The organism is Asticcacaulis sp. (genome assembly GCF_035497195.1).
Taxonomy (GTDB): Bacteria; Pseudomonadota; Alphaproteobacteria; order Caulobacterales; family Caulobacteraceae; genus Asticcacaulis.
Window position 1 is genome coordinate 150,768 of sequence record NZ_DATJDZ010000031.1, and the last position, 26,577, is coordinate 177,344.

Annotated in this window: 26 protein-coding genes and 1 tRNA gene; 14 read left to right on the plus strand and 13 right to left on the minus strand. The window is 59.2% G+C overall.

Annotation, left to right across the window (positions count from 1 at the left end):
* Positions 1–7 precede the first annotated feature (7 nt).
* Positions 8–1,636, plus strand: a complete 1,629-nt coding sequence (locus VL130_RS18355) for an NAD(P)/FAD-dependent oxidoreductase (RefSeq protein ID WP_325365262.1) — start codon at positions 8–10, stop codon at positions 1,634–1,636.
* Positions 1,637–1,665: 29 nt separating this feature from the next.
* Here VL130_RS18355 and VL130_RS18360 read toward each other — a convergent pair whose 3' ends face one another.
* Positions 1,666–3,045, minus strand: coding sequence for an ATP-binding protein (locus tag VL130_RS18360; RefSeq protein WP_325365264.1), 1,380 nt, complete (start codon positions 3,043–3,045; stop codon positions 1,666–1,668).
* Positions 3,046–3,048: 3 nt separating this feature from the next.
* Positions 3,049–3,762, minus strand: a complete 714-nt coding sequence (locus VL130_RS18365; protein ID WP_325365266.1) for a response regulator — start codon at positions 3,760–3,762, stop codon at positions 3,049–3,051.
* Positions 3,763–3,918: 156 nt separating this feature from the next.
* Between VL130_RS18365 and VL130_RS18370 the strand changes: the two genes are divergently transcribed.
* Positions 3,919–5,217, plus strand: coding sequence for a NupC/NupG family nucleoside CNT transporter (locus tag VL130_RS18370; RefSeq protein WP_414636333.1), 1,299 nt, complete (start codon positions 3,919–3,921; stop codon positions 5,215–5,217).
* Here VL130_RS18370 and VL130_RS18375 read toward each other — a convergent pair.
* A complete protein-coding gene (locus VL130_RS18375; protein ID WP_325365270.1) occupies positions 5,214–5,672 on the minus strand; it encodes a PaaI family thioesterase in 459 nt (152 codons plus the stop codon). The genes VL130_RS18370 and VL130_RS18375 overlap by 4 nt on opposite strands.
* Positions 5,673–5,695: 23 nt before the next feature.
* On the opposite strand from VL130_RS18375, the gene VL130_RS18380 reads away from it, so the two are divergent.
* The 5 genes from VL130_RS18380 to VL130_RS18400 all read left to right on the plus strand — a co-directional run bounded on the left by VL130_RS18380 (position 5,696) and on the right by VL130_RS18400 (position 9,674).
* Positions 5,696–5,956 (plus strand): DUF3253 domain-containing protein, encoded by a 261-nt coding sequence (locus VL130_RS18380; protein WP_325365272.1) that lies wholly within the window; start codon positions 5,696–5,698, stop codon positions 5,954–5,956.
* A gap of 111 nt (positions 5,957–6,067) precedes the next feature.
* On the plus strand, positions 6,068–7,237 hold the full coding sequence (locus tag VL130_RS18385; protein WP_325365274.1) for an ABC transporter permease: 1,170 nt from the start codon (positions 6,068–6,070) through the stop codon (positions 7,235–7,237).
* Entirely contained in the window at positions 7,237–8,025 is a 789-nt protein-coding gene (locus tag VL130_RS18390; protein ID WP_325365276.1) for an ABC transporter ATP-binding protein, read from the plus strand. The genes VL130_RS18385 and VL130_RS18390 overlap by 1 nt, the downstream gene beginning before the upstream one ends.
* Positions 8,026–8,034: 9 nt before the next feature.
* The gene (locus tag VL130_RS18395; RefSeq protein ID WP_325365277.1) at positions 8,035–8,970 is read left to right on the plus strand and encodes an MlaD family protein; all 936 of its coding nucleotides are present in this window, start codon (positions 8,035–8,037) and stop codon (positions 8,968–8,970) included.
* 8 nt (positions 8,971–8,978) lie between these two features.
* Positions 8,979–9,674: an ABC-type transport auxiliary lipoprotein family protein gene (locus tag VL130_RS18400; protein ID WP_325365279.1), complete on the plus strand. Its 696-nt coding sequence runs from the start codon at positions 8,979–8,981 to the stop codon at positions 9,672–9,674.
* Between the two features lie 156 nt (positions 9,675–9,830).
* Here VL130_RS18400 and VL130_RS18405 read toward each other — a convergent pair whose 3' ends face one another.
* The 5 genes from VL130_RS18405 to hutG form a co-directional block, all read right to left on the minus strand.
* Positions 9,831–10,475, minus strand: coding sequence for a 3-oxoacid CoA-transferase subunit B (locus VL130_RS18405; protein ID WP_325365281.1), 645 nt, complete (start codon positions 10,473–10,475; stop codon positions 9,831–9,833).
* A complete protein-coding gene (locus VL130_RS18410) occupies positions 10,475–11,188 on the minus strand; it encodes a CoA transferase subunit A (RefSeq protein ID WP_325365283.1) in 714 nt (237 codons plus the stop codon). The genes VL130_RS18405 and VL130_RS18410 overlap by 1 nt, the downstream gene beginning before the upstream one ends.
* 91 nt (positions 11,189–11,279) lie before the next feature.
* On the minus strand, positions 11,280–12,503 hold the full coding sequence (locus VL130_RS18415; protein WP_325365285.1) for an NAD(P)/FAD-dependent oxidoreductase: 1,224 nt from the start codon (positions 12,501–12,503) through the stop codon (positions 11,280–11,282).
* A gap of 173 nt (positions 12,504–12,676) precedes the next feature.
* Positions 12,677–13,600, minus strand: coding sequence for a bifunctional methylenetetrahydrofolate dehydrogenase/methenyltetrahydrofolate cyclohydrolase FolD (locus tag VL130_RS18420; RefSeq protein WP_325365287.1), 924 nt, complete (start codon positions 13,598–13,600; stop codon positions 12,677–12,679).
* 16 nt (positions 13,601–13,616) lie between these two features.
* On the minus strand, positions 13,617–14,429 hold the full coding sequence (hutG, locus tag VL130_RS18425) for an N-formylglutamate deformylase (RefSeq protein ID WP_325365289.1): 813 nt from the start codon (positions 14,427–14,429) through the stop codon (positions 13,617–13,619).
* A gap of 107 nt (positions 14,430–14,536) precedes the next feature.
* On the opposite strand from hutG, the gene VL130_RS18430 reads away from it, so the two are divergent.
* The gene (locus tag VL130_RS18430) at positions 14,537–16,354 is read left to right on the plus strand and encodes a monovalent cation:proton antiporter-2 (CPA2) family protein (protein WP_325365291.1); all 1,818 of its coding nucleotides are present in this window, start codon (positions 14,537–14,539) and stop codon (positions 16,352–16,354) included.
* Here the strand turns inward: VL130_RS18430 and VL130_RS18435 are convergent.
* Complete coding sequence (locus VL130_RS18435; RefSeq protein WP_325365293.1) at positions 16,351–16,989, minus strand: response regulator; 639 nt, start codon at positions 16,987–16,989, stop codon at positions 16,351–16,353. The genes VL130_RS18430 and VL130_RS18435 overlap by 4 nt on opposite strands.
* A gap of 139 nt (positions 16,990–17,128) precedes the next feature.
* Between VL130_RS18435 and VL130_RS18440 the strand changes: the two genes are divergently transcribed.
* Positions 17,129–18,175: a glycoside hydrolase family 43 protein gene (locus tag VL130_RS18440; RefSeq protein WP_325365295.1), complete on the plus strand. Its 1,047-nt coding sequence runs from the start codon at positions 17,129–17,131 to the stop codon at positions 18,173–18,175.
* A 4-nt stretch (positions 18,176–18,179) separates the two neighbouring features.
* Here VL130_RS18440 and VL130_RS18445 read toward each other — a convergent pair whose 3' ends face one another.
* The gene (locus VL130_RS18445; RefSeq protein ID WP_325365297.1) at positions 18,180–18,422 is read right to left on the minus strand and encodes a GIY-YIG nuclease family protein; all 243 of its coding nucleotides are present in this window, start codon (positions 18,420–18,422) and stop codon (positions 18,180–18,182) included.
* A gap of 688 nt (positions 18,423–19,110) precedes the next feature.
* Here VL130_RS18445 and VL130_RS18450 point away from each other — a divergent pair.
* Positions 19,111–19,449, plus strand: a complete 339-nt coding sequence (locus VL130_RS18450; protein WP_325365299.1) for a barstar family protein — start codon at positions 19,111–19,113, stop codon at positions 19,447–19,449.
* A 23-nt stretch (positions 19,450–19,472) separates the two neighbouring features.
* On the opposite strand, the gene VL130_RS18455 is transcribed toward VL130_RS18450, so the two are convergent.
* The 3 genes from VL130_RS18455 to VL130_RS18465 form a co-directional block, all read right to left on the minus strand.
* Complete coding sequence (locus VL130_RS18455) at positions 19,473–20,591, minus strand: DUF6538 domain-containing protein (RefSeq protein ID WP_325365301.1); 1,119 nt, start codon at positions 20,589–20,591, stop codon at positions 19,473–19,475.
* 70 nt (positions 20,592–20,661) lie between these two features.
* A tRNA-Val gene (locus VL130_RS18460) sits at positions 20,662–20,736 on the minus strand.
* Between the two features lie 59 nt (positions 20,737–20,795).
* Positions 20,796–21,470: an HAD hydrolase-like protein gene (locus tag VL130_RS18465; protein ID WP_325365303.1), complete on the minus strand. Its 675-nt coding sequence runs from the start codon at positions 21,468–21,470 to the stop codon at positions 20,796–20,798.
* A gap of 83 nt (positions 21,471–21,553) precedes the next feature.
* On the opposite strand from VL130_RS18465, the gene glmU reads away from it, so the two are divergent.
* The 4 genes from glmU (at position 21,554) to VL130_RS18485 (ending at position 26,513) form a co-directional block, all read left to right on the plus strand.
* Entirely contained in the window at positions 21,554–22,900 is a 1,347-nt protein-coding gene (gene glmU / locus VL130_RS18470) for a bifunctional UDP-N-acetylglucosamine diphosphorylase/glucosamine-1-phosphate N-acetyltransferase GlmU (RefSeq protein WP_325365305.1), read from the plus strand.
* Positions 22,900–23,592: a ribose-5-phosphate isomerase RpiA gene (rpiA, locus tag VL130_RS18475; protein ID WP_325365656.1), complete on the plus strand. Its 693-nt coding sequence runs from the start codon at positions 22,900–22,902 to the stop codon at positions 23,590–23,592. Before glmU ends, rpiA begins: the two co-directional genes overlap by 1 nt.
* 168 nt (positions 23,593–23,760) lie before the next feature.
* On the plus strand, positions 23,761–25,137 hold the full coding sequence (gene gorA, locus VL130_RS18480; RefSeq protein WP_325365307.1) for a glutathione-disulfide reductase: 1,377 nt from the start codon (positions 23,761–23,763) through the stop codon (positions 25,135–25,137).
* Positions 25,134–26,513, plus strand: coding sequence for an O-antigen ligase family protein (locus VL130_RS18485; protein ID WP_325365309.1), 1,380 nt, complete (start codon positions 25,134–25,136; stop codon positions 26,511–26,513). The genes gorA and VL130_RS18485 overlap by 4 nt, the downstream gene beginning before the upstream one ends.
* Positions 26,514–26,577: the final 64 nt, after the last annotated feature.

The window sequence follows — 26,577 nt, forward strand, 5'->3', positions numbered from 1 at the left end:
CACGGCCATGCTCCGTATCACCGAATTGAAACTGCCGCTCGACCACGCACCCGAAGCCTTGCCGGAAGCGATCTGCGCGCGACTGGGCATTGCGCCGGAAGACCTGATATCGTTCGAGATCGCGCGTCGGGCCAATGATGCGCGGCGCAAGTCGGCGATTTTGCTGATCTATTCGGTGGATGTGACGCTGAAAGACGAGGCCGGTGTTCTGGCCCGGATGGCGGGTAATCAAAGCGTACGGCCAACGCCCGACACCGAATATTGCTTTATCGGCACGGCGCCGGTCAATAGCGGCAAGCACCGGCCGGTGGTGATCGGTGCCGGGCCTTGCGGCCTGTTCGCCGCACTGATTTTGGCGCAGATAGGCCTCAAGCCGATCATTCTCGATCGTGGCAAGGTGGTGCGCGAACGCACCAAGGATACCTGGGGGCTTTGGCGCCGTGGCGAACTTGATCCGGAATCCAACGTCCAGTTCGGCGAGGGCGGCGCTGGCACTTTTTCCGATGGCAAGCTCTACAGCCAGATCAAGGACCCACGTCACCTAAGCCGAAAGGTGCTGACAGAATTCGTCAAGGCCGGTGCACCGGCGGAAATCCTGACCGAGGCCCATCCGCATATAGGCACCTTCCGGCTGGTGACCATGGTCGAGCACATGCGCCGGACGATCGAGGCGCTGGGCGGCGAATACCGCTGGCAGACGCGCGTTACTGATATCGATATCCACATAGCGCCGGATGGTACGCGCAGCGTGCGCGGCCTTCACCTGCGTACGGGTGACTATCTTGAAGCCGATCAGGTCGTGCTGGCGGTGGGCCATAGCGCCCGCGATACCTTTCAGATGTTGTATGATCGTGGCGTCTTTATCGAGGCCAAGCCGTTTTCCATCGGCGTGCGGATCGAGCATCCGCAGTCATGGGTCGATCAGGCGCGGTTCGGCGCCTGCGCTGGCCATCCGGATCTGGGGGCGGCGGCCTATACCCTGTCGCATCACTGTGAGAATGGCCGCACGGTCTATAGTTTCTGCATGTGCCCCGGTGGTCGTGTCGTGGCGGCGGCGTCGGAGCCGGGGCGCGTGGTCACCAACGGGATGAGCCAGTATTCGCGCAAGGAATTCAACGCCAATGCCGGTTTTGTCGTCGGCATTGACCCAGAGCGCGACTATCCCGGCCATCCGCTGGCGGGAGTGGAATTGCAGCGCAAACTGGAATCTTTGGCCTTTGTCGCCGGCGGCTCGAACTACCAGGCGCCAGGGCAAAAGGTCGGTGATTTCCTAAAAGGGCAGGCGTCTACAGAGTTTGGCGAAGTTTTGCCGTCCTACAAGCCGGGTGTTCATCTGACCGACCTTAGCGTATGTCTGCCGGATTTCGCTATCGCCGCCATGCGCGAGGCCCTGCCCATCTTCGGGCGCCAGATCGCGCGCTATGACCACCCGGATGCGATGATGACCGGCGTGGAAACGCGCACATCCTCGCCGGTGCGCATCACGCGTGGCAAGGATATGCAGAGTCTGAATACGCAAGGGCTTTATCCTGCTGGTGAAGGCGCAGGCTATGCCGGTGGCATCCTGTCGGCGGCCATTGACGGCATCAAGATCGCCGAGGCCGTGGCGCGGGAACTGGTGGAAGTCGCGGTTTAAATGATCTGCCCCTCTTGGAGGGGGAGAACTTAACTTTGCGACACCGGCAGGCTGATCACGGCGCGCAGGCCGGCCTGCGGGCTGGTGTCGAGCGTCAGTTCGCCGCCGTGACTGCGCACAATGTCGCGGGCGATGGCCAGTCCCAATCCCACGCCCTTGATATTCTGGTTGCGTGAATCATCCAGCCGGGAAAACGGTTTGAACGCTTCCTCGCGCTTTTCCGGCGCGATACCAGGACCGTCGTCATCGATAATCAGGCTTAAGGTCTGCTTTTCACCGCTGCTCAGTTCGGCATGAAACCGGACATGCTTGCCGTAATGGAAGCCGTTCATGACCAGGTTGGTCAGGGCGCGCTGGACCGCCATTTCGCGGATATTGACGCGCAGGTCTTCACTCAATCGTTCGGTCTGAAGTTTGTGGCCGGCGCGGGCGATGCTGTCGGTGACCGTATCCATCAGGGCGCGGACCGATACGCTGTCGGTATTTTCGGCCATTTCGCCACGGGCGAAGGCCAGGTATTCGTCGATCATATAGGCCATCTCGGAGACGTCCTGCTTCATGCGCGTATTGGCCTCGTCCTGCTCGCCCATCGCCAGTTCGAGCTTGAGGCGGGTCAGCGGCGTGCGCAGGTCGTGACTGACCGAGGCGAGCAGGGTGGTGCGTTGCTCGATCTGGCGCTGGATGCGCGCCTTCATCTTGAGGAAGGCCTCGGCGGCGGCCCGCACTTCGGTGGCGCCATAGGGCTTGAAGCCGACATCCTCCTCGCCGCGGCCGAAGCGCTCGGCGGCTTGCGACAGGCGCTCGATGGCGCGCACCTGATTGCGGATGAACAGCATGGCGATGGTCGTCAGGATGAGGGTGGCGCCCAGCATCCAGAAGATGAAGATATATCCGGTGGTGGCGAAGGCGCGGTCTTTCGGGGCGATAAAGCGCAAAACGCCCTGATCGACCTGGACGCGGATATCGACGAAGCCGGGATATTTGGTGGTGTCGAACCAGTAGACCTCTTCCAACTGATCGCCAAGGGCCTGATCAATGGTGCGATTGAGCGCCAGGAAGATCGATTCCCTGCGGTTAAGCGGCAGCTTGTCGCCTTTTCTCAGGCTGATCGACAACTGCATACTTTTTTCGGCCTGATCGCTGATATGGTCGAGATTGGCCTCGGTCGGGTGTTCCTCATAGGCGCGCACGGCCCAGGCGATATCGCCGGCCAGGCCTTCGGAGAGCTTGGCGGTAACGGTCTCCCAGTGCTTGTCGAAAAACACCCAGGTGACGGCGATCTGCATGATGGCGATGGGCAGGACGATGATCAGCAGGACACGCGCCATCAGGGTGCGCGGGAAGTTGCGCTTCAGGACGGTGGGCCAGAACTTGATCTTCGGCAGCTTGCGCCGGGTACCGGAAGCCATAGTCTAGTCCGGGGCCAGCATATAGCCCTTGCCCCGCACGGTTTGCAGATAGCGCGGGTTCTTCGGATCCTGTTCAATCTTGCGACGCAGGCGGGTGACCTGCACATCGACGGCGCGGCCGGTAGTGTCGACGCTGTCCTTGGCCAGGTCCATGCGATCGACCGGCACATTGGCGCGTTCGGCCAGATATTTCAGCAGTTGCGACTCAGCCTCGGTCAGGCGGACCAGGGTGCCGTTCTTGCTCAGCTCGGAACGCTCCAGGTCGAAGCTGAACGGCCCCATACTGATCGATTTCGGCAGGGCGGGCTTGACCCCGGTGCGGCGCAGGATGGCCTCGATGCGCAGCAGAAGTTCCTGCGGCTCGAACGGCTTGGAAAGATAATCGTCGGCGCCGATGCTGAGGCCCATGATGCGGTCGTCGGGCAAACCGCGCGCGGTGAGGATCAGAATCGGCACGTTGGAATTGACGCGCACCCATTTCGACAGCGAGAATCCGTCCTCGCCCGGCATCATGACGTCGAGGATCAAGAGGTCGAAATCGAGCAGTTGCAGCATCCGCTTGGCGGCGTCGGCATGGGCGGCGGCGGTGACGCGGAACCCCTGACGGGTCAGGAACTCCTTCAGCAGGGTGCGGATGCGGTCATCGTCATCGACCACCAGCAGGTGGCGGGTGGTCGCGTCGTTCTGGGGCGTGGTTTGCCCTGCGGCCAGGCTCATATCGGCATATCTTTCTGTCAGAGTGCGCGGAAGACTCTAAACGGCTTTGTTCTTCCTGACTGATCACTATTCGTTGAAGTTTGTAAAGACGGCGATAAATGAGACTGTCACAAATCTTGTTGAATTCATCGCTATATGCGGAAGCTTTATACGCATATGGAGACGGTCTTGCCCTTTCATTACGGTCTGGAAAACGTGCAAAGCCTGTTTGGCATTGCGGTCATCATTCTGTTTTGCTGGGGGCTGTCGGAAAATCGCCGCAAGTTTCCGATCCGGTTGACAATCGGCGCCATCGCCATCCAGGTGGTCCTGATCCTGGCCCTGTTCGCCATTCCGCAATCGCATGTTCTGCTGGGCGGCGTCGCCAACGGCATGAGCGCGCTTTCGACCGCCACCGACCAGGGGATGCAATTCGTTTTCGGCTATATGGGCGGCGGCGATCAGCCCTATCAGGTGACCAATTCCGGCGCGCTCTTTGTGTTTGCGCTCAAGGTTTTGCCGCTGATCCTCGTCATTTCGGCCCTGTCGGCGCTGTTGTGGCATATCGGCGTGCTCAAGGTCATCATCCGCGCCTTCGGTTATGTCTTTGAAAAGACGATTGGCCTCGGCGGTGCCACTTCGCTGGGTGTGGCTTCAGGCATATTCGTCGGTAATGTCGAGAGCCTGATCATCATCAAGGCCTATCTCGACAAGCTGACCCGCTCCGAACTGTTCGTGCTGGTCGTGGTCGGCATGGCCAATGTGGCCGGCTCGACCATGGTGGCCTATGTCCTGATCCTGCAACACGTCCTGCCGGATGCGGCCGGGCATATCCTGGCGGCGGCTGTGGTCTCGGCGCCGGCCGGTGTTTTGCTGGCGCGGATCATCGTGCCAGACCTGATGAATCATAAGGTTGAAAAGCTCGATTACGGCAGCGCGCTGAAATACGATTCCGCCATCGACGCCGTTTCCAAAGGGACGGTTGACGGTATGACGGTCGCCATCAATATCGCCGCCATCCTGGTGGTTATGGTGGCGCTGGCGGCGCTGGCCAATGCTATTTTGACCGTGGTTCCGCCGATTGGCGGACAGCCGGTGACGGTCGAGCGCATACTGGGCGTCATTTTCACGCCGTTGGCCTGGCTGATCGGCGTGCCGTGGGACGAGGCGGCGAAGGGCGGCGAAATCCTCGGTATCAAGATGGTGCTGACCGAGTTTGTCGCCTTTCTCAAGCTGGCGGCGATTCCGCTGGCCGACATGACGCCGCGCACGCGTATCCTTCTGACCTACGCCACCTGCGGCTTCGCCAATATCGGCTCGGTCGGCATTACCGTCGCCGGTTTTGGGGCGCTGATGCCGGAACGCCGGCCGGAAATCATCAGCCTGATCTGGAAGGGGCTGGCGGCGGCTTTTCTGGCCACCTGTCTGTCGGCGGCAGTGGTGGGCGCCTTGCCGAACGCGGTTTACGGGCTTTAAGCGTCGCCCGACGGTTTGGCGGCCAGACGCGCCATGATGCCGGAATAGCTCAGCAGGATGCGGTCGCCGCAGGTCAGTTGCCCGCGACCGAAGATCACCGACTTGCCGACGCGGGTGATCTCGCCGGTCGCCACGATGATGTCGCCCTCACGGCCGGGGCTGAGGAATTGTGAGTCGAGTTGCAGGGTCACGGTGCCGCCATTAGCCAGATGGGGCAGGGCGAAGACGAACAATGATGTGTCAGCCAGGGTCAGCAGGCAGCCGCCATGCACAGTGCCGCCGCCATTGAGATGTCGCTTTTCCGCCTTGAACGCCACTTTGACGTTGGCGGGATCGTCCGACTGGTAGTAATAGGGCCCGACCAGGCCGTTGAAGGTGTCGCTTTCGGGCGCTATCACCCAACCGGCAAACTCGCCTTCGGTTATTTTTTTATACGGGCTGGCGTCGGCGCTCATTATCGTACTCCGGAGGAATTCTCATGTCTCAAACCATAGAAGAGACCTTGTTCGATCTCTTATCGCAGGTGCGAAAAGGTGACTCCCTTAGCCCCAATGACGTGGCCAAGGCAATAGACGCGACGAACTGGCGGCGGGAATTGCCGAAAGTGCGGGGCGTGATCATCGGCCTGGCGCGGCAGGGCAGGCTGGAGGTTCTGCGTAAGGGCAAGCCGATCGAACCGGAAGGTTTCAAAGGCGTTTATCGCGTGCGTCTGCCACAAAGCGAAACACAATCGGCATAAATGTGAACAGGGCTGTACGGTTTTTTCGCGTTCACTCTTGCCATTTTATCAATATGCGGCATGTATGATCCGGTATTCACGCGACCAGATTGAAGCCATCCATACCAAAGAATGAACAGGGCGTCCCCTAAATCAATCAAGGCTGAGTTTACCGTCACGCCGCCCGCAAAGGGGGGCGTCGATGTAGCCGTGCTGAATCTGAGCGGTCACTGGATCATCACGCGGCTTGAAGGCATTGCCGGACGGATGCAGTCGGCCTTGAAGCGTTATGACAAGGTGCGAGTGACGACCGACGGCCTGGAGGTGCTGGACAGCGCCGGCGCCTTCGCCCTGCATTACGGGCTGGATGACAAACTCGACGGTGAGATTTTCCCCGGCAACGAAGCCTATACGCGTCTGTACGCGCTGGTCGGGGCCAATCGCCCGACCATGGATACCTATACGCGGGAACACCCGGAAGTTCGCAAGTTCTGGCTGCATCCGGTCTATTACGTGCTGGTGCATCTCGGCCGGATCATGTCGACCTTCTGGCGCGGATTCATTGATCAATCGGTTTTCATGGGTCATGTCATGACCTTGATCATGCTGTCGATCGTGCGGCCGTCACGCATACGTTTTGCCGCGCTTTTCAATATCATGCAGCGCGCCGGACTGGAATCGCTGCCGATCGTCGTTGTCACCAATATGTTCGTCGGCGCCGTGCTGGCGTTTTTGATGGTGCTGTCGCTCCAGCAATATGGCGGGGCGGTGTTTTCCGTCGATCTCGTCTGTATCGGCGTCATGCGTGAATTCGGCCCGGTCATCGCGGCGGTGCTGCTGGCGGGCCGCAGCGCCTCGTCCTTCGCCGCCGAAATCGGTTCGATGAAGATGAACCAGGAAATCGACGCCATGCGTGTCATGGGGATCGATCCTTATGAAGCCCTGGTGGTGCCGCGCGTCGTGGCGCTGGTCATCATGACGCCGCTGATCACCTTTATCGGCATACTGGCCGGCATGGCCGGGGGGGCGCTGGCCATCTGGGGCGCGCTCGGCCTCGGTCCGGCCTTCTTCGTGCAACGGCTCTATGACTATGTACCGACGGTCAACCTGTTCGTCGGCATGATCCGCACCCCCGTTTTCGCCGTGACGATCGCCATTGTCGGCTGCCGTCTTGGCATGACCGTCAAGGATGACGTGATCAGCCTCGGTCGCCAGGTGACGACCGCCGTGGTGCAGTCGATCTTCCTGATCTTCATGATCGACGCTATTTTCGCTGTCCTCTTCAACGGATTCGTATTCTGATGAAGAGAAAAGTCCTTGCCCCGCTGGCCGATGAAAATCCCGATCCGATCGTGATCACCGGACTGAACAACAGTTTCGGCAGCAATGTCGTCCATGAAAACCTCGACCTGACCGTCAAGCGCGGCGAGATACTGGGCATTGTTGGCGGCTCCGGCTCCGGCAAGACGGTGCTGCTGCGCTCGATCCTCGGTCTGCAAAAGCCGACTTCGGGTGATATCCACATTTTCGGCCACCGCCTCTATGAAGGTGATGAAAACACCACCCGGCAGATTCAGGCCAAGACCGGCGTGCTGTTTCAGAGTGGCGCACTCTTTTCCACCCTGACCGTGGCGGAAAACATCATGGCGCCGATGATGGAGTTCACCCGCCTGAGCCGCCGCGAGGCGCGCGCCGTGGCCCTGCTCAAGATGTCGATGGCCGGCCTGCCTTTGACCGCCGCCGATCTGGCGCCTTCCGAGCTTTCCGGCGGCATGATCAAGCGCACGGCCCTGGCGCGGGCGCTGGCGCTCGATGCGCAACTGCTGTTTCTCGATGAGCCAACCGCGGGCCTCGACCCCATCGGCGCGGCGGCCTTCGATACGCTGATCCGTGAACTGGCGGGCAGCCTTGATCTTACGGTCTTTATGATTACGCACGATCTTGATAGTCTCTACGCCATCTGTGATGAAATCGCCGTGCTGGCGGATCGTCATGTGGTGGAAAAGGGGCCAGTCGAGGTGCTGGAAAAATCCAAGCATCCGTGGATACACGAATATTTCCACGGTCCGCGCGGACGGGTGAAGGATTAGGAACAACTTATGGAACGTCAAGCCCATTATGCTCTGGTCGGCCTCGCCACATTTGCGCTCGCACTTGTGCTGCTCGTCTTCGCCTTCTGGTTCATCCAGTTCGATTTCAACAAGAATTTCGGCACCTATGAGGTCGAGTTCAACACGCCGGTCGATGGCCTGACCAAGGGCGCGGAAGTGCACTTCAACGGCATCAAGGTCGGTGAAGTAACGGGCCTGCGCCTCGGCAACGCCAATACACACCAGGTCATCGCCACGGTGCAACTCGACGAAGGCACGCCGGTGCGGGTCGATTCCATCGCTTCACTGGAGCCGCAGGGCATTACCGGTCTGTTTTATATGCAGATTTCGCCTGGTTCGGCCAATGCGCCGTTGCTGAAACACAATCCGGACGGGCCGCCGCCACTGATCCATTCCGAGGAAAGCGCGCTGTCGAAGCTGCTTTCCGGTTCGGGATCGGTGATCGAGAACACCTATGAAAGCCTGAACCGCGTCAACCGGCTGCTGTCGGATCAGAACATCAAGACCTTCTCGGACAGCCTCAATAATCTGGAAGCCATTACCGCCCAACTCAAGGGCCGCGAGCAGATGATCGATGACGCCCATGCGGCGATCGTCAGCGCCGGTGAAGCGGCGGACGCGGTGACGAAGCTGGCCAATTCGACCAATGGCGTGGCGTCGGAACGCCTGCCGCAAACACTCGACCAGATTAACGCCGCCACGAAAAAGCTGGCCGATGCCGCCGATCATGTCGCCACCCTGGCCGACGCCATGAAGGCCCCGGCGGATCAACTGAATTCAACCACCCTGCCGGAATTGCAGGAGAGCCTGCGTAACCTCAATGACGCTTCGGAATCGGTGAAAGACCTTGTTGATTCCGTGCAGGCCAGTCCGCAAGGCCTGATCAACAAGCCCGTCGCCAAGGAAAGAAAGGTGAGCCAATGAGAGCGCTGATGAAAACCCTGACGACGGTGACTGTATTGGGCGCCGCATTGGCGCTGACGGGTTGCGTCACCCTGCTGCCGAAAACCAAACCGGCCCAACTCTATCGCTTTGGTTATACGCCGGAACTGGTTGAGCAAAAGGCGCAGGCGGCTGGCACCGCCGGTGCGGTCGGTAAGACCCCTGTTGGCATTGTTTTTGGTACGGTGACTTTCCCGCAGGACAGCGCCGGCGACCGGATTGTGACGGTCGAAGGCAGCGAGGTGGCCTATGTCGCCGAAGCGCGCTGGACCTCCGGCGCGGCAGGCTTGTTCAAGGACGCGATCTCGACCGGCTTTGCCCGTGGCGGCCAGACCGTGACACTGGAACCGCGTGGCCCGACGGCGGCCAATTTCCGCCTCGATATCAGTGTGCGCAAGTTCGAAACCGACTATACGCGCAACCGCCCGACCGTTTCGGTTGCGCTCGATGCCCGCCTGATCCGCCTGTCGGACCGCATGGTGGTCGGGCAGAAGTTCATCAGCGCCGACGTGGCCGTGCGCAAGAGCGATATGTCGCTGATGGCGGATGGCTATAATCAGGCGACGACCCAGGTGGTGAGCGGCTTGATCGCTTTCAGTGAAGAGGCCCTGGCCAATTATGCCCAGACGGCGACACCGCAGGAGATGGCGAAACCGTCAGCGACCCAGAAGGTTGAAGGGCTGTAAGGCAGTAAGAACCCCCACCACCAACGCGCTAAAGCGCGTCGGCCCCCCTCCCCAACAAGTTGGGGAGGTACAAGAAAGGCATTTCCTTATACCTCCCCGGCTATGCCGGGGAGGGGGACCATCAAGCGTAGCGCAGATGGTGGTGGGGCTTCTTGCTTAAGCCAGCGCCACTTCGTAAGCGGCTTCGGTCTTTTCGGCGATCTCTTCCAGCGTTACGTCCGGCGCCAGTTCGATCAGTTTGAGGCCCGAACCATCCGGCTTGACCTCGAAGACGCCGAGATTGGTGATGATCAGATTGACCACGCGCGTGCCGGTCAGAGGCAGGGTGCAGGCCTTCAAAACCTTGGATTCCCCGTGCTTATTGGCATGATCCATGACCACGACGACGCGCTTGACGCCGGCCACGAGGTCCATCGCGCCGCCCATGCCCTTGACCAGCTTGCCGGGGATCATCCAGTTGGCGATGTCGCCGTTTTCGGCCACTTCCATCGCGCCGAGAATAGTCAGGTTGATATGGCCGCCGCGGATCATGGCGAAGCTGTCGGCCGACGAGAAAAACGACGTTTCCGGCAGTTCGGTGATGGTCTGCTTGCCGGCATTGATCAGGTCGGCGTCGATTTCGTCCTCGGTCGGGAAGGGGCCCATGCCGAGCATCCCGTTTTCCGATTGCAGGGTGACGGTCATGCCAGCGGGGATATGGTTGGCCACCAGGGTCGGGATTCCGATGCCGAGATTGACGTAAAAACCGTCTTTCAGTTCCTTAGCGGCACGGGCGGCGAGGTCGTCTCTGGTCCAGGGCATTAAACGGTTTCCTTCTGACGCAAGGTGCGCTGCTCGATGCGCTTTTCAAATGTGGCCTGCACAATACGATCAACGAAGATGCCCGGCGTGTGAATCTTGTCCGGATCGAGCGATCCGACCGGGACGATTTCCTCGACCTCGGCGATGCAGACCTTGCCGGCCGTCGCCATCATCGGGTTGAAATTGCGCGCCGTCTTGCGGAAGATCAGATTGCCACGGGCGTCGCCCTTCCACGCCTTGATGATGCTGAGATCGGCAACCAGACCGGTTTCCAGCACATAGTCACGATCGCCAAAGCGCTTGATTTCCTTGCCTTCGGCCACGATGGTGCCGACGCCGGTGGCGGTATAGAAACCGGGAATACCAGCCCCACCCGCGCGGATGCGTTCGGCGAGCGTCCCCTGCGGATTGAATTCCAGCTCCAGTTCGCCGGCGAGATATTGCCGCTCGAACTCCTTGTTTTCGCCGACATACGAGGAGATCATCTTCTTGATCTGCCGCGAGGTCAGCAACTGGCCGAGGCCGAAACCATCGACGCCGGCATTATTGGAAATGACGGTCAGGCCGGTGACGCGGGAATCGCGCAAGGCGGCGATCAGGTTTTCCGGAATGCCGCACAGGCCGAAACCGCCGGACATGACGGTCATGCCGTCGAAGGCCAGGCCTTCAAGTGCGGTTTTGGCGTCGGGGAAGAATTTGGGGGAACTGGGCATAGCGTCCTCTTGTTGAGGGTTGTTTCTGCCTCCGACCTAAGCGCAAACGGGGCGGAAAGTCATCTGGCAATTTACCGCATATGCGAAATGATTATCTGCCGAGATAGGGTTTCAGGGAAACTTCGGGATCTGCAAACGTGTCGTCCAGCGCAACGCCCTTGGCGATCAGCAGCTTGGCAGCCATGAAATCGGCCGGCTTGCTGATACATTCGGCGGTTTGCAGGCGATTGCCACTGTCGAGGTGGAAGACGCTGAATGCGCCCGAGGCCGGATCGCCACGGACAATGGCGCGGCAATCCGGGCGCAGCAGCCCGGCGATTTGCAGCTTGAACTCATACTGATCCGACCAGAACCACGGTGTTTCCGTGACCGGCGGTTTGAAGCCGGTGATGGCGGCGGCGGCTTGCTTGGCCTGCTCCAGTGCATTGGGTACGCTTTCGAGGCGGAAACGGCCGTCATAAATGGGCAGGGTGCGCGAGGTGACGTCTCCGATGGCGAAGATGTTGGCATCACTGGTGCGGGCCTGTTCATCGACGATAATGCCGTTTGCACATTCCAGGCCAGCGGATTGTGCCAGGTCGTCATTAGCGAGTGCGCCGATGCCGACCAGCAGCAGATCGAATTCGTGGGTACGGCCATCGGCGAGGTGAACGACCTTCTTGTCGCCGTCGCCGAGCGACAGTTCGGTGATGGCGGCTTCGGTGATGATGCTGACGCCGCGCCCCTTGTGCATGTCGGTGAAGAAGTTAGACAGGGCCTGCGAGGCGACGCGCGCCAGGATGCGGTTTTCGCGCTCGAAGACCGTGACTTCGCAGTCAAGATGGCGGGCGGAGGCCGCGACTTCCAGCCCGACATAGCCGGCGCCGATCAGGCCGATCCTGTGCCCCGGTTGCAGGGCGTTTTTCAAGGCTTCGGCGTCATCGAGGGTGCGCAGCAGGTGGTGCGGCACCCGGTCGGCGCCAGGGACTGGAAAGGGGCGAGCTTTCGAACCGGTGGCGATGATCAGGTGGTCGTAGGGCAGGGTGATGCCGCCCAGCAGATTGACCGTCTTGTTGACGCGATCAATCGACACGGCCTGCGTGTTGACGCGGGCATCGATATTTTGATCGGTATAAAAGGTGTCGCCGCGCAGATAGAGATCATCGAGCGAGGCCTCGCCCTTGAGCCACGCCTTGGACAGCGGCGGGCGCTGATAGGGCAGATAAGGCTCGGCGCCGATAAGGGTGATATGGCCTTCAAAACCATACTGGCGCAGGAAACCTGCCGCCGCGCCACCGGCATGACCGGCGCCTATGATGATGACTTTGGACGACATTTTGCTCTCCCAATCGAAAGCAAGATACCCCACCACCGCATCTAGCGCTTTGCGCGTCGTGCGGTCCCCCTCCCCGACAAGCGGGGAGGCTCTATTTCTTGCTCCTCCCCGCTTGTCGGGGAGGGGGACCGCGCCCATTCTTGTGGGCGTGGTGGTGGGGTATCTTGCTTAAATTAAACGCCTTCCGGCACAGACAGGTGGTTTTGCAGGCAGAAGGCCTTGATCGTATTGTTGAGCAGGCAGGCGATGGTCATCGGTCCGACGCCTTTCGGCACCGGCGTGATGGCCAATGCGCGGTCCTTCGCGCCGTCAAAATCGACGTCACCGACGAGCTTGCCTTTGCCGTCTACCTCAATACGGTTGATGCCGACGTCGATTACATAAGCCCCATCCTTCACCCAGTCGCCGGCGATGAACTTCGGGCGGCCGACGGCGGCGACCAGAATATCGGCGGCGCGGCAGACCTCGGCCAGGTTCTTCGTTTTCGAGTGCGCGATGGTGACCGTGCAGTCCTGGTTGAGCAGCAATTGCGCCATCGGCTTGCCGACGATGTTTGAGCGCCCGATGATGACGGCGTTCTTGCCCGCCAATGTATCGCCATAGGCGGCAGCCGCGTCCTTCAGCAGCATTAGCGAACCGAGCGGCGTGCAGGGTACAATGCCATCGAGGCCCACGGCCAGCTTGCCAGCGTTGATGACATGGAAGCCGTCAACATCCTTGTCCGGGCTGATGGCGTCGATCACCTTCAGCGATGACATCTGCTTCGGCAGGGGCAGTTGCACCAGAATGCCATTGACCACGGAATCGCGGTTCAGGTCGTCGATGATCTTAAGCAGTTCGTCTTCGGAGGTGGTGTCGGGCAGGCGGATGGTGCGCGATTCCATGCCGATCGCCTGGGTCATCTCGCCCTTCGATTTGACATAGACCTGGCTGGCCGGATCGTCACCGACGATGACCACCACGAGGCAAGGCGTCAGATCGTGCGCCGCTTTCAGGTTGGTGACATGCACCGCCAGGCGGTCACGCAGGGATTTGGCATAGCCGGCGCCGTCGATAATGTTGCCGCGCTCGGCTGTTTTCTGATGGAAAATGGTCATGCTGTACCTGCTGGCTTTACAGAGACTCGACAAGCGCCTCGACAAGCGGGCGCAGGGTCTGACTCAGGGGGGCGGCTATGCGCGCGTCATACAGGTGCGGGGAGGCGGAGTCCAGATAAGTGTCCTGAACAATCTCTATCTGAAGGGCCTGAATCTGTTGAGATAGGGCGCCGTAATGGCGCGTGGTGTAGCCACCCTTGAAGCGGCCATCGAGCACATGGCTATAGGTGCTTGTTTTTGCTCGCCAATCCTGCAAGGCCCTAAGCGTATTTTCATGCAGGGTGACGCCGGAATTGGCGCCGAAATTGAGATCGGGCAGGCGGCCCTCGAACAGGCTGGGGATCACGCCGCGAATCGAATGGGCGTCGATCAACAGAGCCTTGCCGTGGCGGGCGACCGTGGCCTCAAGCGCGGTTTTCAATTGCGTATGATAGGGCCGCCAATAGGTGTCACGACGGAACTCTATTTCGGCGGCGCAAGGGGTATGGCCTTCCGGATAGATCGGGTTCCGGTCGAAATCGCTGACCGGGCACAGGCCGGTCTCGAACTTGCCGGGATAGAGATTGGCGCCTTCGGGATCGCGGTTGAGATCGACGACATAGCGCGAATGGGTAGCCCACAAGGTCGTCGCGCCAAGCTCACGGGCGAAATCGAACAGGCGATGAACGTGGAAATCAGTCTCGCGCACGGCCCGGCCGGTCCCGTTCAGTTTCGCGGCGATATCCGGCGGAATATAAGTCCCGACATGCGGTGCGGCGATAACGAGCGGCGACGCGCCTTCGGTGAAATCGAAAAGCGGATGATCCGTGAGCTGAAGGTCAGAAGGCATGGTTTCAGTTGAACCTATGCGCCTGTCCTCTGTCAAGCGAGACTTAAGCCTTGCCATACAGGCCAGCCTGCCTAGATAGTAACTCTTGCAGATTCTGAGGGCATGGCATGGACATACATCTTCTACTCAATGTGTTTGTCTTTCTTTTGGCCGGGTGCGTGGTCGTGCCGCTGGCGCAGCGCTTCAAGCTCGGTTCGGTGCTTGGGTATCTCATCGCCGGGGTCATTATCGGGCCGTTCGTGCTGGGCCTGATCGGCGAGGCGGAAAAGGTCATGCACTTCGCCGAGTTCGGCGTCATCATGATGATGTTCCTGATCGGCATGGAACTGGAGCCGGCCATCCTGTGGCGTTTGCGCCGACAGATCGTCGGACTTGGCGGCCTGCAGGTGACCCTGACCGCCCTGGCCCTGATGGTGACGGGCCTGCTGCTCGGCCATTCCTGGCAGGCGTCGCTGGCCGTCGGTATGGCGCTGGCCCTGTCATCGACCGCCCTGGTCATGCAGATGCTGCGGGAAAAGAACCTCACCCATACCGTGGTCGGGGAAACCTCGTTCGCCATCCTGCTGTTTCAGGATATCGCCGTCATCCCGATCCTGATCATCATTCCCTTGCTGGCGTCGAGCCTGCACCTCGGCGTCCTGCCGGTGGATGGCGAGCATACCACCAGCTTGATCGCCCATTGGCCGGCCTGGCTGCAACCGGTCGCGGTGGTGGCGGTGATCGCCGGCGTTATCTTCAGCGGCAAATACCTGTCGCGCTATGTCTTCGGCGCCATCGCCCGCGCCAACCTGCGTGAAGTCTTTACCGCCGCCTCGCTGGCCCTGGTCATCGGCGTCACCATCCTGATGGAACTGGTCGGCGTATCGCCGGCGCTGGGCGCCTTTATCGCCGGGGTGGTTCTGGCCAATTCGGAATACCGCCGCACCATCGAGACCGATATCGAGCCCTTCAAGGGGCTGCTCCTCGGCCTGTTTTTCATCTCGGTCGGCATGGGGATGGATTTCACCGTTTTAGGGGCGCATCCGGTGGGGTTGATTGCGGCGGTGGTCTGCGTCATGGCGGTGAAGGGGCTGCTTCTGTTCGGACTAGGGCGTGTTTTCAGGCTGGATACGGCGCCCGCTTTGGGGCTGGCTTTCGGTCTTTGCCAGGGCGGGGAATTCGCCTTCGTGCTGCTGCAACTGATCGGCGGGATGCGCATCATCGATCCGGAAATCCAGAAGTTCCTGGTGCTGCTGGTGGCGCTGTCCATCGCCCTGACGCCCATCCTGATCGCTGTCTATGGCAAGTTCATCCAGCCGATGTTCATGAGCCGGCTGCCGGAACGCAATTACGATGAGATCGACGAAAACAATCCGGTGATCATCGCCGGCTTCGGCCGTTTCGGTCAGATTGTCGGCCGTTTCATGGTCAGCCAGGGCGTGCAGGTGACGGTTCTGGAAAAAAGCCCGGAGCAGGTCGAACTGCTGCGCAAGTTCGGCTCAAAGGCCTATTTCGGTGACGCCACGCGGCTCGACCTGTTGCGCAGCGCCGGTGCCGAAGAGGCGCGAATGCTGGTGGTGGCGGTCGATGACGCCGACAGCGCCGTCGAGATCGTCAGGCTCAGCAAGCAGAATTTCCCGCAACTCAAGGTTTTCGCCAGGGCGCGCAACCGGCGTCATGCTTTCGATCTCGACCGGGCGGGGGCGGACTACTATCACCGCGAAACGCTCGATTCCTCCCTGACCCTGGCGCGCGACGCCATGATTGCGCTCGGCTACCCGAAGGCCGATATCGAGCGCAAGGCGAAGAAGTTCCGCAACCATGACATCGAGACATTGAAGCGGTCATTCGAGTTCTTCGAGAGTGAACCCGAAATGATCAACTTCACCAAGCTGTCGCGTGAGGAACTGGAAGGCATCCTGCGCGAGGATCAGCAGGACGCTTAAGCTGTGATGAGGGCCGCCAGCCGGGTTTCGAGGTCCGAAGGATTAAATGGTTTGGCGACATACGCGTCCATGCCGGCGTCGAGGCAGCGTTCGCGGTCTCCGGAAAGCGCATGGGCGGTGACGCCGATGATCGGCAGATGCGGCTGGCGTTCCTGGGTCTCGAAGTCGCGGATGGCCATAGTCGCTTCGATGCCATCCATGTCCTGCATCTGGACGTCCATCAGGCAGGCGACATAGCGATTGGCCTTGGTCAGGCTGACCGCTTCGATGCCGTTATCGGCTATATCGTAATCATAGCCGAATTTTTCGAGGTAGGTGGCGACGACCAGCACATTGGGCGCGTAATCATCGACCAGCAGAACGCGGGGTTTGGCGGTCGTTTTGGACGGTGCCGGATGAGGCCTGTCGGGGCCTTGCACAGAGACGGACTGTTCATGACTGCCGAGCAGGCGGTTGACCTGTTCGTTGAGCGCCACGGTGGCGCGCTTGAGAGTCCGTATAAACTCGGCCTGTTTGTCCGTCAGCGGACGACTCATCGCCAGCAGGTCGGCCAGACCCATGACGGCGTTCATCGGCGAGCGGAGATCATGAGCGATGGCGGCATTGGTATCGTGTTGAAGTGGTCTTTCGGACATCAGCAGGAGCCTTGCGCAAGTCATTGGCGACAGGGTGGGCCTTGGCGGATAAGGGATCAATGAGGATGAAGCGGTGTAAAATCGTTGGCTTGTCAACGGATGGCCGCGTGCCTATGGTTGCTGAAACAGGGAGAATGAAATGCGCAAGTCGGGTGTGGTGGCCGTGGCGATGTTCTGGCTAATGGTGTTTTCAGCCCGCGCCGGCAATCCGATCGTGCCGGGCTGGTACGCCGACCCGGAAATCCGCATATTTGATCATCAGTACTGGATCTATCCGACCCTTTCCTCTGACGACGGGGTGCCCGCCGCGCCGGCTGAATTGAGCGAGGCACAGAAGAAACTGCGCGCCAATCCGAATATCTGGTCACCCTTCCTGAAGCAGACCTTTATGGATGCCTTCTCCTCAGATGATCTGGTCCACTGGGAAAAGCATCCGCATGTGCTTGATGTCAAAGAGGTAAGCTGGGCGGCCTATGCGCTGTGGGCGCCGTCCGTCATCGAAAAGGACGGCAAATATTATCTTTTCTTCGGCGCTAATGATGTCCATGAAGGTGAACTGGGCGGCATCGGCGTGGCAGTTTCCGCTCACCCCGAAGGGCCGTTCAGGGACGCGCTCGGCAAGCCGCTGATCGGCGATATCCATAATGGCGCGCAACCGATCGACCAGATGGTTTTCCGCGACGATGACGGCCAGTATTACATGTATTACGGCGGCTGGAAGCATTGCAATGTGGTGAAACTGGCGCCCGACCTGATGAGCGCCGTGTCGTTTCCCGATGGCGATATCTATAAAGAGATCACGCCAGATCCCGAATATGTCGAGGGTTCCTTCATGATCAAGCGCAAGGGTATCTATTACCTGATGTGGTCGGAAGGCGAATGGACCGGGCCGGATTACAGCGTGGCCTACGCCATGAGCAAATCCCCTTTCGGGCCATTCAAACGCGCGGGTAAAATTCTCCAGCAGGACACGACCATTGCGCGCGGTGCCGGGCATCATTCGGTGATCAATATCCCCGGCACGGATGACTGGTACATCGTCTATCACCGCCGTCCGCTCGATACAGCCGACGGCAATCACCGTGAACTGGCGATCGACCGGATGTATTTCGAGCCGGACGGCCATATCAGGCCCGTGGTGATGACCAATGAGGGGGTAGGACTGAGGCCTTTACCGGGGCAGTAGACAATCACCAGAATCTTTTTTTTGGAAAATGCCTGGCCGGAACCGGATTCAAATATGGCTCGAAATCAACAGCGCGTTGTTTTTCCGCGAAGGCGTGATAGCTCACAATTTCCCAAGGAACATATTTCGACGTATGCGCTGACCCGCCGGCATTGTGTTTGATAAGGCGTTGTTTCAAATCGTCGGTGAGGCCGACATAGGTTTGCCCCGGCGACGACAAGCTACGGATCAAATAGAGATAGTGCATTGTAACGTCTCCCTACGCTAAAGCATCGGACGACACGCCTTCCTCCTACGCTAAAGCTACGAAGGACAAGTCGCCGAGGGAAGGCTTCTGGGTGGCTTGCCACCCGAAGCCTTGGCGAAGGGTGTCCGATGCTGGCGGCGACGTGCGGAATCTGCTGGGCAGGGGCGGCGGACTGCGCGGGCGCTGACGCCAGTGATGGTTCCGATACGGGCGCGCCCATGGGCCAACCTCGGCCCCAAGAACGGGCCTCACTTGGCGGCCAGCGACGTGCAGCAACGGGCGCACCGCCATAGAGGCGATTTTGCCGTTGCCTTGTCGCGCCATTTTCCAACTCTTGTTTTTTCAACGGGAAGAGAGGTCGTGCCTACATCTTGGACGGGCCGCGCCCAAGGGCATCACCCCGTTCTAAATGTCTTTTGCTATGATCATGTTGCCAGATCGGGTTTGCCGCCTGATGTCATGCCGTTTCCATTTTACATTTCCCCGTGTGGAGACAGGCCGAAGGCTGGATCACCTAATGGCATGATGAACATGCACGTCGGTGAGATAATCTTGTCCCAGATGTATTGACGCCTACCGTTTCCGTGAGAAACTTTTCGAGACGGATTATGTGACAGCAATGGCTACCCATAATGGGGCGGCTGGTCTTGCGCCATAATCGAACGTTTGAAGGACACGGGTAAGAGCCATGCGCGCAGTTGTCGTGAAGATCGATGCGGGGGAGATAACGGACTGGAAGAGTTTCCATGCCGTCTTCGAACGCGATCTCGGCTTCCCCCGTTTCTACGGCAAGAACATGAACGCTTGGATCGATTGCATGACCTCAATCGATGATCCCGACAGCGGCATGACCAGCGTTACGGTTGGTGACGACGAACTGGCCGTGTTGGAAATATCAGGCGCACGCTCATTCAGAGAGCGTTGCCGTGAAGAATATGACGCACTGATCGAGTGCGCTGCGTTTGTAAATTATCGGCGTGTTGAGGTCGGCGAACGCGCGATCTTGGCGCTGACACTCATAGATTAGAAGGAGCGGTTTTTGAAGATTGGCTACGCACGGGTTTCCACCCATGACCAGACCACGGATATCCAAAAGCGTCCGCGACGTGGGTGATTGGGGCCAGACTGATCATAGCCTTCCTGATCATTGAGGCAGCCTCGATAAAGAGGCGCATCGAAAATTTGACGAAGCTGCTTGTTGGCAAAGGGATTGCGTTTGTCGCGGGGGTGAACATCGTCTACCACCTTGAGACCACGAAACGGATTCCGATCTACATGGCCTTCGTCAATGGCGAAGTTCATCAACGCTGATAGCTTGATGATGTAGTCGTTCACCGTCTTTGGACCGAGGAGGGGTATGTTTCCCGTTCGGCCTTTCTCCGCCGCCTGAACGTAGTTGAGTGTCGGGAACCGTTTCTTGGAATTGTTCGGAATGACTTTTAGCAAGTCGATGATGTCGCGGCAGTTCTGGCGGTCAATGGCATTGATAACCTTATTTGATCCGAGCACGGCGTCAGCGACTTCTACGGCATTCCAATAGCCCGATGCCGCTTTGCCTGACCGATTTTTGGTCGGGTCGTTCAGGAAGACCTCACAAAGCTCCCGCAGGGTCTTGCCTGTTGGCTTGGGATCGAAGGCCGATGGCATAGACAGCGCGACGGGTTTGTCCCCTTCAACGGGTCTTCCCTCGGCTTCGAGCAGCCATTGTTCAAATTCAACGGATAAAATTCGAGCCTTCCTGACGGCTTCTACCATTTTCCCCGTATGGAGAGATCGTCTAAATTCAGTCTTGCCGACGATGGCTTGGAGCGATTTAGGGACGTTGAGCCGAACGTAATAGGACTTGCCTCTGGAAATAATTCCCATCCGTCTCGATTTCGCAGAGGAGGGGCGAGGAAGTTTTTCAGCCTTAAAAGGCTTCTCAGATCGTTGCCCAAACAGCTTCTCAATACGATTCTTAGAACGTGAAAGATCGTCCGATATCGGATCATTTTTGATGGTGGATTCTGCATGATCCAATTCTCGTAGTGGACGCATAGAATCGGCACAGTGAATCGGCACAGTAAGGAAGCTGTTAGTTGATGATTCTATTGAGAAAAAATGGCTTCCGAGATTATCAGATCGGCACAGTTCACCCGCACAACTGTCCTGATCATAGGTATCGACCATGAAGCCATGATGGCTTAAATCGTTGAATTTAAACCATAAAAAACTGTTATTTTGGGATGCAATTGGAAGATGGTGGACGCGGCAGGGATTGAACCTGCGACCCTTCGCGTGTGAAGCGAATGCTCTCCCGCTGAGCTACGCGTCCGTTACCGGGTGGGGAGGCGGGGTATTAACCTGCGAAATCGCCCCGCGCAAGAGGCATTTCTACTTTATGCACGCCTGAACCGCCGCCGGCAGATCGTGGAAGTGATCGAGCAGGGCATCGGCGTTCAGTTCGGCCAGCGGGCGTTCGCTGTAGCCGTGGGTGAACAGAATGCACGGCACGTCCGCCGCCTTCGCGGTCAGGAAGTCGGTTTCCGAGTCGCCGATCATGATGACTTTTGACATATCGCCGTGCATTTCGTCGATACAGGCGCGCAGGTGGCCGGCGGCCGGCTTCTTGTGCGGCACGACGTCGGCGCCCTTGATCGAGCCAAAGCGATGCGACAGGCCAAGTTTATTGACCAGTTCGACCGCCAGGTAATTGTGCTTGTTGGTGCAGATGGCGAAGCGCGCGCCGGCGGTTTCCAGCGTATCCAGTGCGGCGATCATGCCATCATAGGGCTTGCTGAGATCGTTGATATGCTGCTCATAGAGTTCGAGCAGACGGTTGAGGAGGGGCTTTTCCTGTTCGGCGGGCATTGGCGCGCCGGCAAGGGCGAAGGCGCGGCGCAGCAATTCCATGGCACCGCGGCCGATCAGCGGGCGGGCATCGTCGAGGTGATAAGGTTTGACGCCCTGTTCCCGGAGAACCTTGTTCAGCGCGGCGATAATATCGGGGGCGCTGTCCACGAGGGTGCCGTCGAGATCGAAGGCCAGAATATAACCGTCCAGATTCATTTTGCCGAAACCTGTCTTTTTCATCGAATTTGTGTCCGCTTTGGGCTAAATCGGCCTGATCTGCAAATTAAAAGAGTCGTTACATGGCTGAGACAAGACGCGCCGCGGTCATTCTGGCGGCAGGGCAGGGTACGCGGATGAAAAGTCCGCTCCCCAAGGTGCTGCACAGGATCGGCGGCCGCACCATGCTCGACCGGGCCATAGATGCGGCTTATGAGGTCGGCTGCGAACGGGTGATCGTGGTCGTGGGAAACCACAGCCCCGAAGTCCGCGCCACGGCGACAAAACGCGTTGGCGAGGCCAATATCGTAACCCAGGACCCGCCAATGGGGACGGCGCACGCGGTCATTGTGGCGCGTGAAACGCTGATTGGTTTCGACGGCAAGGTCATCATCACCTATGCGGACAGCCCGCTGATGGCCGCCAAGGTGTTGGAGCCGGTGTTCGCGCTCGAAGCCGATATGGCGGTGCTGGGTTTTGAAGCCGTTGATCCGGCCGCCTATGGCCGTCTGGTGCTCGATGGCGACAAGTTAAACGCCATTGTCGAGATGCGCGAATGCACGCCGGAACAGCTCAGGATCAAGGCGTGTAATTCCGGCGTCATCGCCTGCGATCGTGAATTGCTGTTCTCGTTGCTTTCCGAGGTAAAGAACGAAAATTCCAAGGGCGAATATTACCTGACAGATATCGTTGGCCTGGCGCGTGACCGTGGCTTGCAGCCGCGCGTCACCTTCGCGCTGGAAAACGAAGTGCTGGGCGCCAACGGTCAGGCCGAACTGGCGGTGATCGAGAAGGTGTGGCAGGACGGCGTGCGCAAGGCCTTCATGGATAACGGCGTGCATATGCCGGCGCCGGAAACCGTTTTCTTTTCCTACGACACCGAGATCGCGGCAGGCGTCACCATCGAGCCGAACGTGGTCTTCGCCGAGGGGGTGACGGTGGCGACGGGGGCGGTGATCCGGGCGTTCTCTCATCTCGAAGGCGCGAAAGTCGGCGAAGGCGCTTTGATCGGTCCCTATGCCCGTCTGCGGCCGGGAGCGGATATCGGCAAGGACGCCCATATCGGCAATTTCGTCGAGGTGAAGAACGTGACGATCGGCGAGGGCGCCAAGGCCAATCACCTGAGTTATCTTGGTGATGGCAGTGTGGGGGCCGGTTCGAATATCGGCGCCGGCACCATTTTCTGCAACTATGATGGCTATTTCAAATACAAGACCACCATTGGCGAGCGGGCCTTTATTGGCTCCAACACCTCGCTGATCGCGCCGGTGACGGTAGGCGATGGCGCCATGACCGGTTCCGGCTCGGTGATTACGTGGGATGTGGCACCGGGCGCTTTGGCCTTGGAACGGGGCCAACAGATTGAAAAGGTAGGCTGGTCGACGGCTTTCCGTGAACGCAAGGCGGCTGAAAAGGCGAGTAAGAAATGATGACGGCTGACGAACAGAAGAAACAGGTCGGCGATGCGGCCGCAGGCTATGTAAAAGACGGCATGAAGGTCGGTCTCGGCACTGGTTCGACGGCCGCCTGGTTCGTCAAGGCCGTGGCTGAGCAGGTAAAGGCCGGCATCAAGCTGACCCTCGTTTCGACATCGACCCAGACGACGCAACTGGCCGAAAGCCTGGGTCTGGTCATCAAAGATATCAATGATGTCGGGATGTTGGACCTGTGTGTTGACGGCGCGGATGAAGTTGGGCCGGGCCTGGCGCTGATCAAGGGCGGCGGCGCGGCCCTGCTGCGCGAGAAGTTGATCTGGGAGCAGGCTAATTCGTGCATCGTCATCGCCGACGCCGCCAAGAATGTGCCACTGCTGGGCAAGTTCCCGTTGCCGATCGAGGTCGAACCGTTCGCCTGGAAGGGCACGGTCAACCGGATTTCTGACGTGCTGATCGATTTCGATATCAATATGATGCCGGCTGTTCGCAAAAAGGGCGATCAATACTGGATTACCGATGGCGGCAACCTTATCTTCGATGTGGCTTGCGGGGCGATCCATGAGCCGGCCGGGCTGGCGCATGAGCTGAAATCCCTGACCGGCGTGGTGGATCACGGCTTATTCCTCGATCTGGCGGATGTCGCCCTGATCGGTGGCGAGGGCGGTGTGACGGTCCTGCATCCCTAACTGTTTCGAGCCGGGGCGGCCCCTCACCCCAGCCCTCTCCCCGTAAACGGGGAGAGGGGGCTTTATGTAAAATCGGCCATCTGCCCCTTCTCCCTGTTTACGGGGAGAAGGGGGCCGACAGGCCGGATGAGGGGCCTGCACCGCGGTGGATACGCGCACAAGGTTGAGATGGAAAAGTACGACTACGACCTCTTTGTTATCGGCGCCGGTTCCGGTGGTGTGCGCGCGGCACGGCTGGCAGCGCAACTGGGCCTGAAGGTCGCGGTGGCCGAGGAGGATCGCCCCGGCGGCACCTGTGTGCTGCGCGGCTGCGTTCCGAAGAAGTTCATGGTCTATGCCTCGGAGGTTTCCGAACAGGTACATTACGCGCAGGGCTTCGGCTGGAGCGAGGCGAGCACCGGCGTTTTCGACTGGAACAAATTCCGCGACACAAATAACACCGAACTGACCCGCCTGTCGCAGATATATACCGCCAACCTGGTCAAGGCCGGCGTTGAGGTCATCGCCGCCCATGCCGCTTTCAAAGACGAACATCACCTCATCCTGACGACGAAGCAGGGCGGCGAACGCATTGTGTCGGCGAAGACGATCCTGATCGCCACCGGCGGCTGGCCATTCCTGCCGCAGCATTGTCCGGGCGTTGCCGAATACGGCCTGACCTCGAACGAAATGTTCAACCTGCCGGAACTGCCGAAGTCGCTGGCCATTGTTGGCGGTGGTTACATCGCGGTCGAATTTGCCGGCATCATGCACGGCCTGGGCGTCGACGTGACCCTGCTTTATCGCGGCCAGAAAATCCTGCGCGGGTTTGACGATGATGTGCGCGATCACCTGGCCAGCGAAATGGCCCTGCGCGGCATCAAGATCCGCACCCAGCTCGATCCGGTAGCGCTGAAAAAGACCGACGCAGGCATGGAAATTTCCCTCAATGACGGCACAACCATGCTGGCTGAGCAGGTGCTCTACGCTTCCGGCCGCAAGCCCAAGACCGAGGGGCTGAACCTTGACGCCATCGGCATCACGCCCGATGTGCATGGCGCCGTGCCGGTCGATGAATTCTCGCGCACCAGCCACAAACATATCTACGCCATCGGCGACGTTACCAACCGCATGAACCTGACGCCTGTCGCCATCCGCGAAGCTATCGCCTTTGTCGAGACCGCCTTCAAGGACAATCCGACGGCCTATGATTACGAGAATATCCCGACGGCGGTGTTTTCTCAGCCGCAGATCGGCACGGTCGGCCTGACCGAGGCGGAGGCGACCGAGCAGGGCATCAAATATGATGTCTACCAGACGCGCTTCCGCTCGATGAAAACGGCTTTTGTCATGGGTGAGAGCCGGATATTCATGAAACTGATCGTTGACCAGAAAAGCGATGTCGTGCTGGGCGTCCATATCGTCGGCGGAGAGGCCGGCGAGATCATCCAGTTGGCCGGTATCGCCGTCAAGGCGAAGCTGACCAAGGCGCAATGGGACGCCACCTGCGCCGTTCACCCGACGGCCGCCGAGGAATTGGTGACCCTGAAAGACAAGCGGGCATGACCGACAAGCTGGGCCTGCTGAGTGCGGATCGCAATAAGAGCCTTTGGCGTCGGATCAAGGCGGATTACACCGCCTGGGTACTGTATGCCGGACTGACGATCTTTGGCCTGTGGGCCTATGTCTCGACAACGGGCCTGCCGGCTTTGTTGCTGCTGATCGGCCTGTTGAGCCTGGGACACCTGTTCTTGTCGCATGGCTCATGGAAGACGTTCGCGCCGTTCGTGGGCTTGACCGCCTTGATGCTTCTTTTGGCCCTCTTCCGTTCGGACTTCGCCGAAGCCGTGGCGCGGGGCGTACCTTTGGCAGAAGCCTATAAGGGATCGCAACTCGTCATAACCGGCGATGTCACGATCACCGTGCCGATGATTATCTGGGTGATCGCCTGGGCGAGCATCTTCGGTGCACGATCGCTAAATGATGTGAAGGCCTACGCACTTTTCAAGTGGTTCGCCTATGTCCTGACGGCTCTGGCCGTGGTGCAGTTTCTTGAAGCGGTCAGCCATTTCGGACTGCGCCAGATGCTGAGCGCAAATGTGTCGAAAAGCCGCGACAACATGCTGATTGTTGGTTTCGCCAATACCAACTGCGCCCTTCTGATGATGTTCTGGCCGCTGGTTATGGTACAGATGGCGCGTAGAAAGCCGATTACAGTTATCGTCACGGCTGTGGCCCTGGTGGCCGCCGCCTTTGCCAGTGACACAAATGCGCATTTGCTGGCGCTTCTGGCCTCGACGGCCGTTTTCTTTGCCGTTAAATACTGGCCGCGCGCTCTGAAAGCGGTGGCGCCTGAGCGGGTGATGGCCGTTTTGAGCCTGATCCCCATGTTGCTGTTTCCGGCTATTATCTATGCGTTGATGCAGAGCGGAATTGCCCAAAAGATCAAAACCGATCTGTTGCCTTCCTGGGCGGCGCGCATCGATATCTGGACCTATGCGGTGTCTCGTTCGCTGGAAAAGCCGATGTGGGGCTGGGGTTATGAGGCTTCAAGGCAGTTTGATCCGATCATCCCCAACCACCCTCATGACATGGCCTTGCAGGCCTGGCTGGAACTCGGCATTCCCGGCCTTCTGCTTTTGGCGGCGTTCTGGTTCTGGCTGTTCTGGAACATGGGTATCAAGGGCGAAGTAATCGAAGAACGCGTGCCGTCGGACGGACTGCGTGCCCTGGATGACAAGACGGAAAATGTCCCGGCCGATGGCAATCTCGCCGTGCGTTTTCGTCCTTATCTCATGGCGCAGGCCACCTGTTTTCTGGTTATCGGCACGATCAGTTATGGCCTGTGGCGGGCATGGTTTTACTGTCTCGGCGCCTTTGCTGTTATGGCCGCTATCCTGGCCATCAAGGCAGTGCGGCAAAGCATAAAGTTACGAATTTAACTACAAGTCACGGACTTTACAGGGGAATTTCTTCGCCTATATATGTCTCTATTGGTTTCCGGTT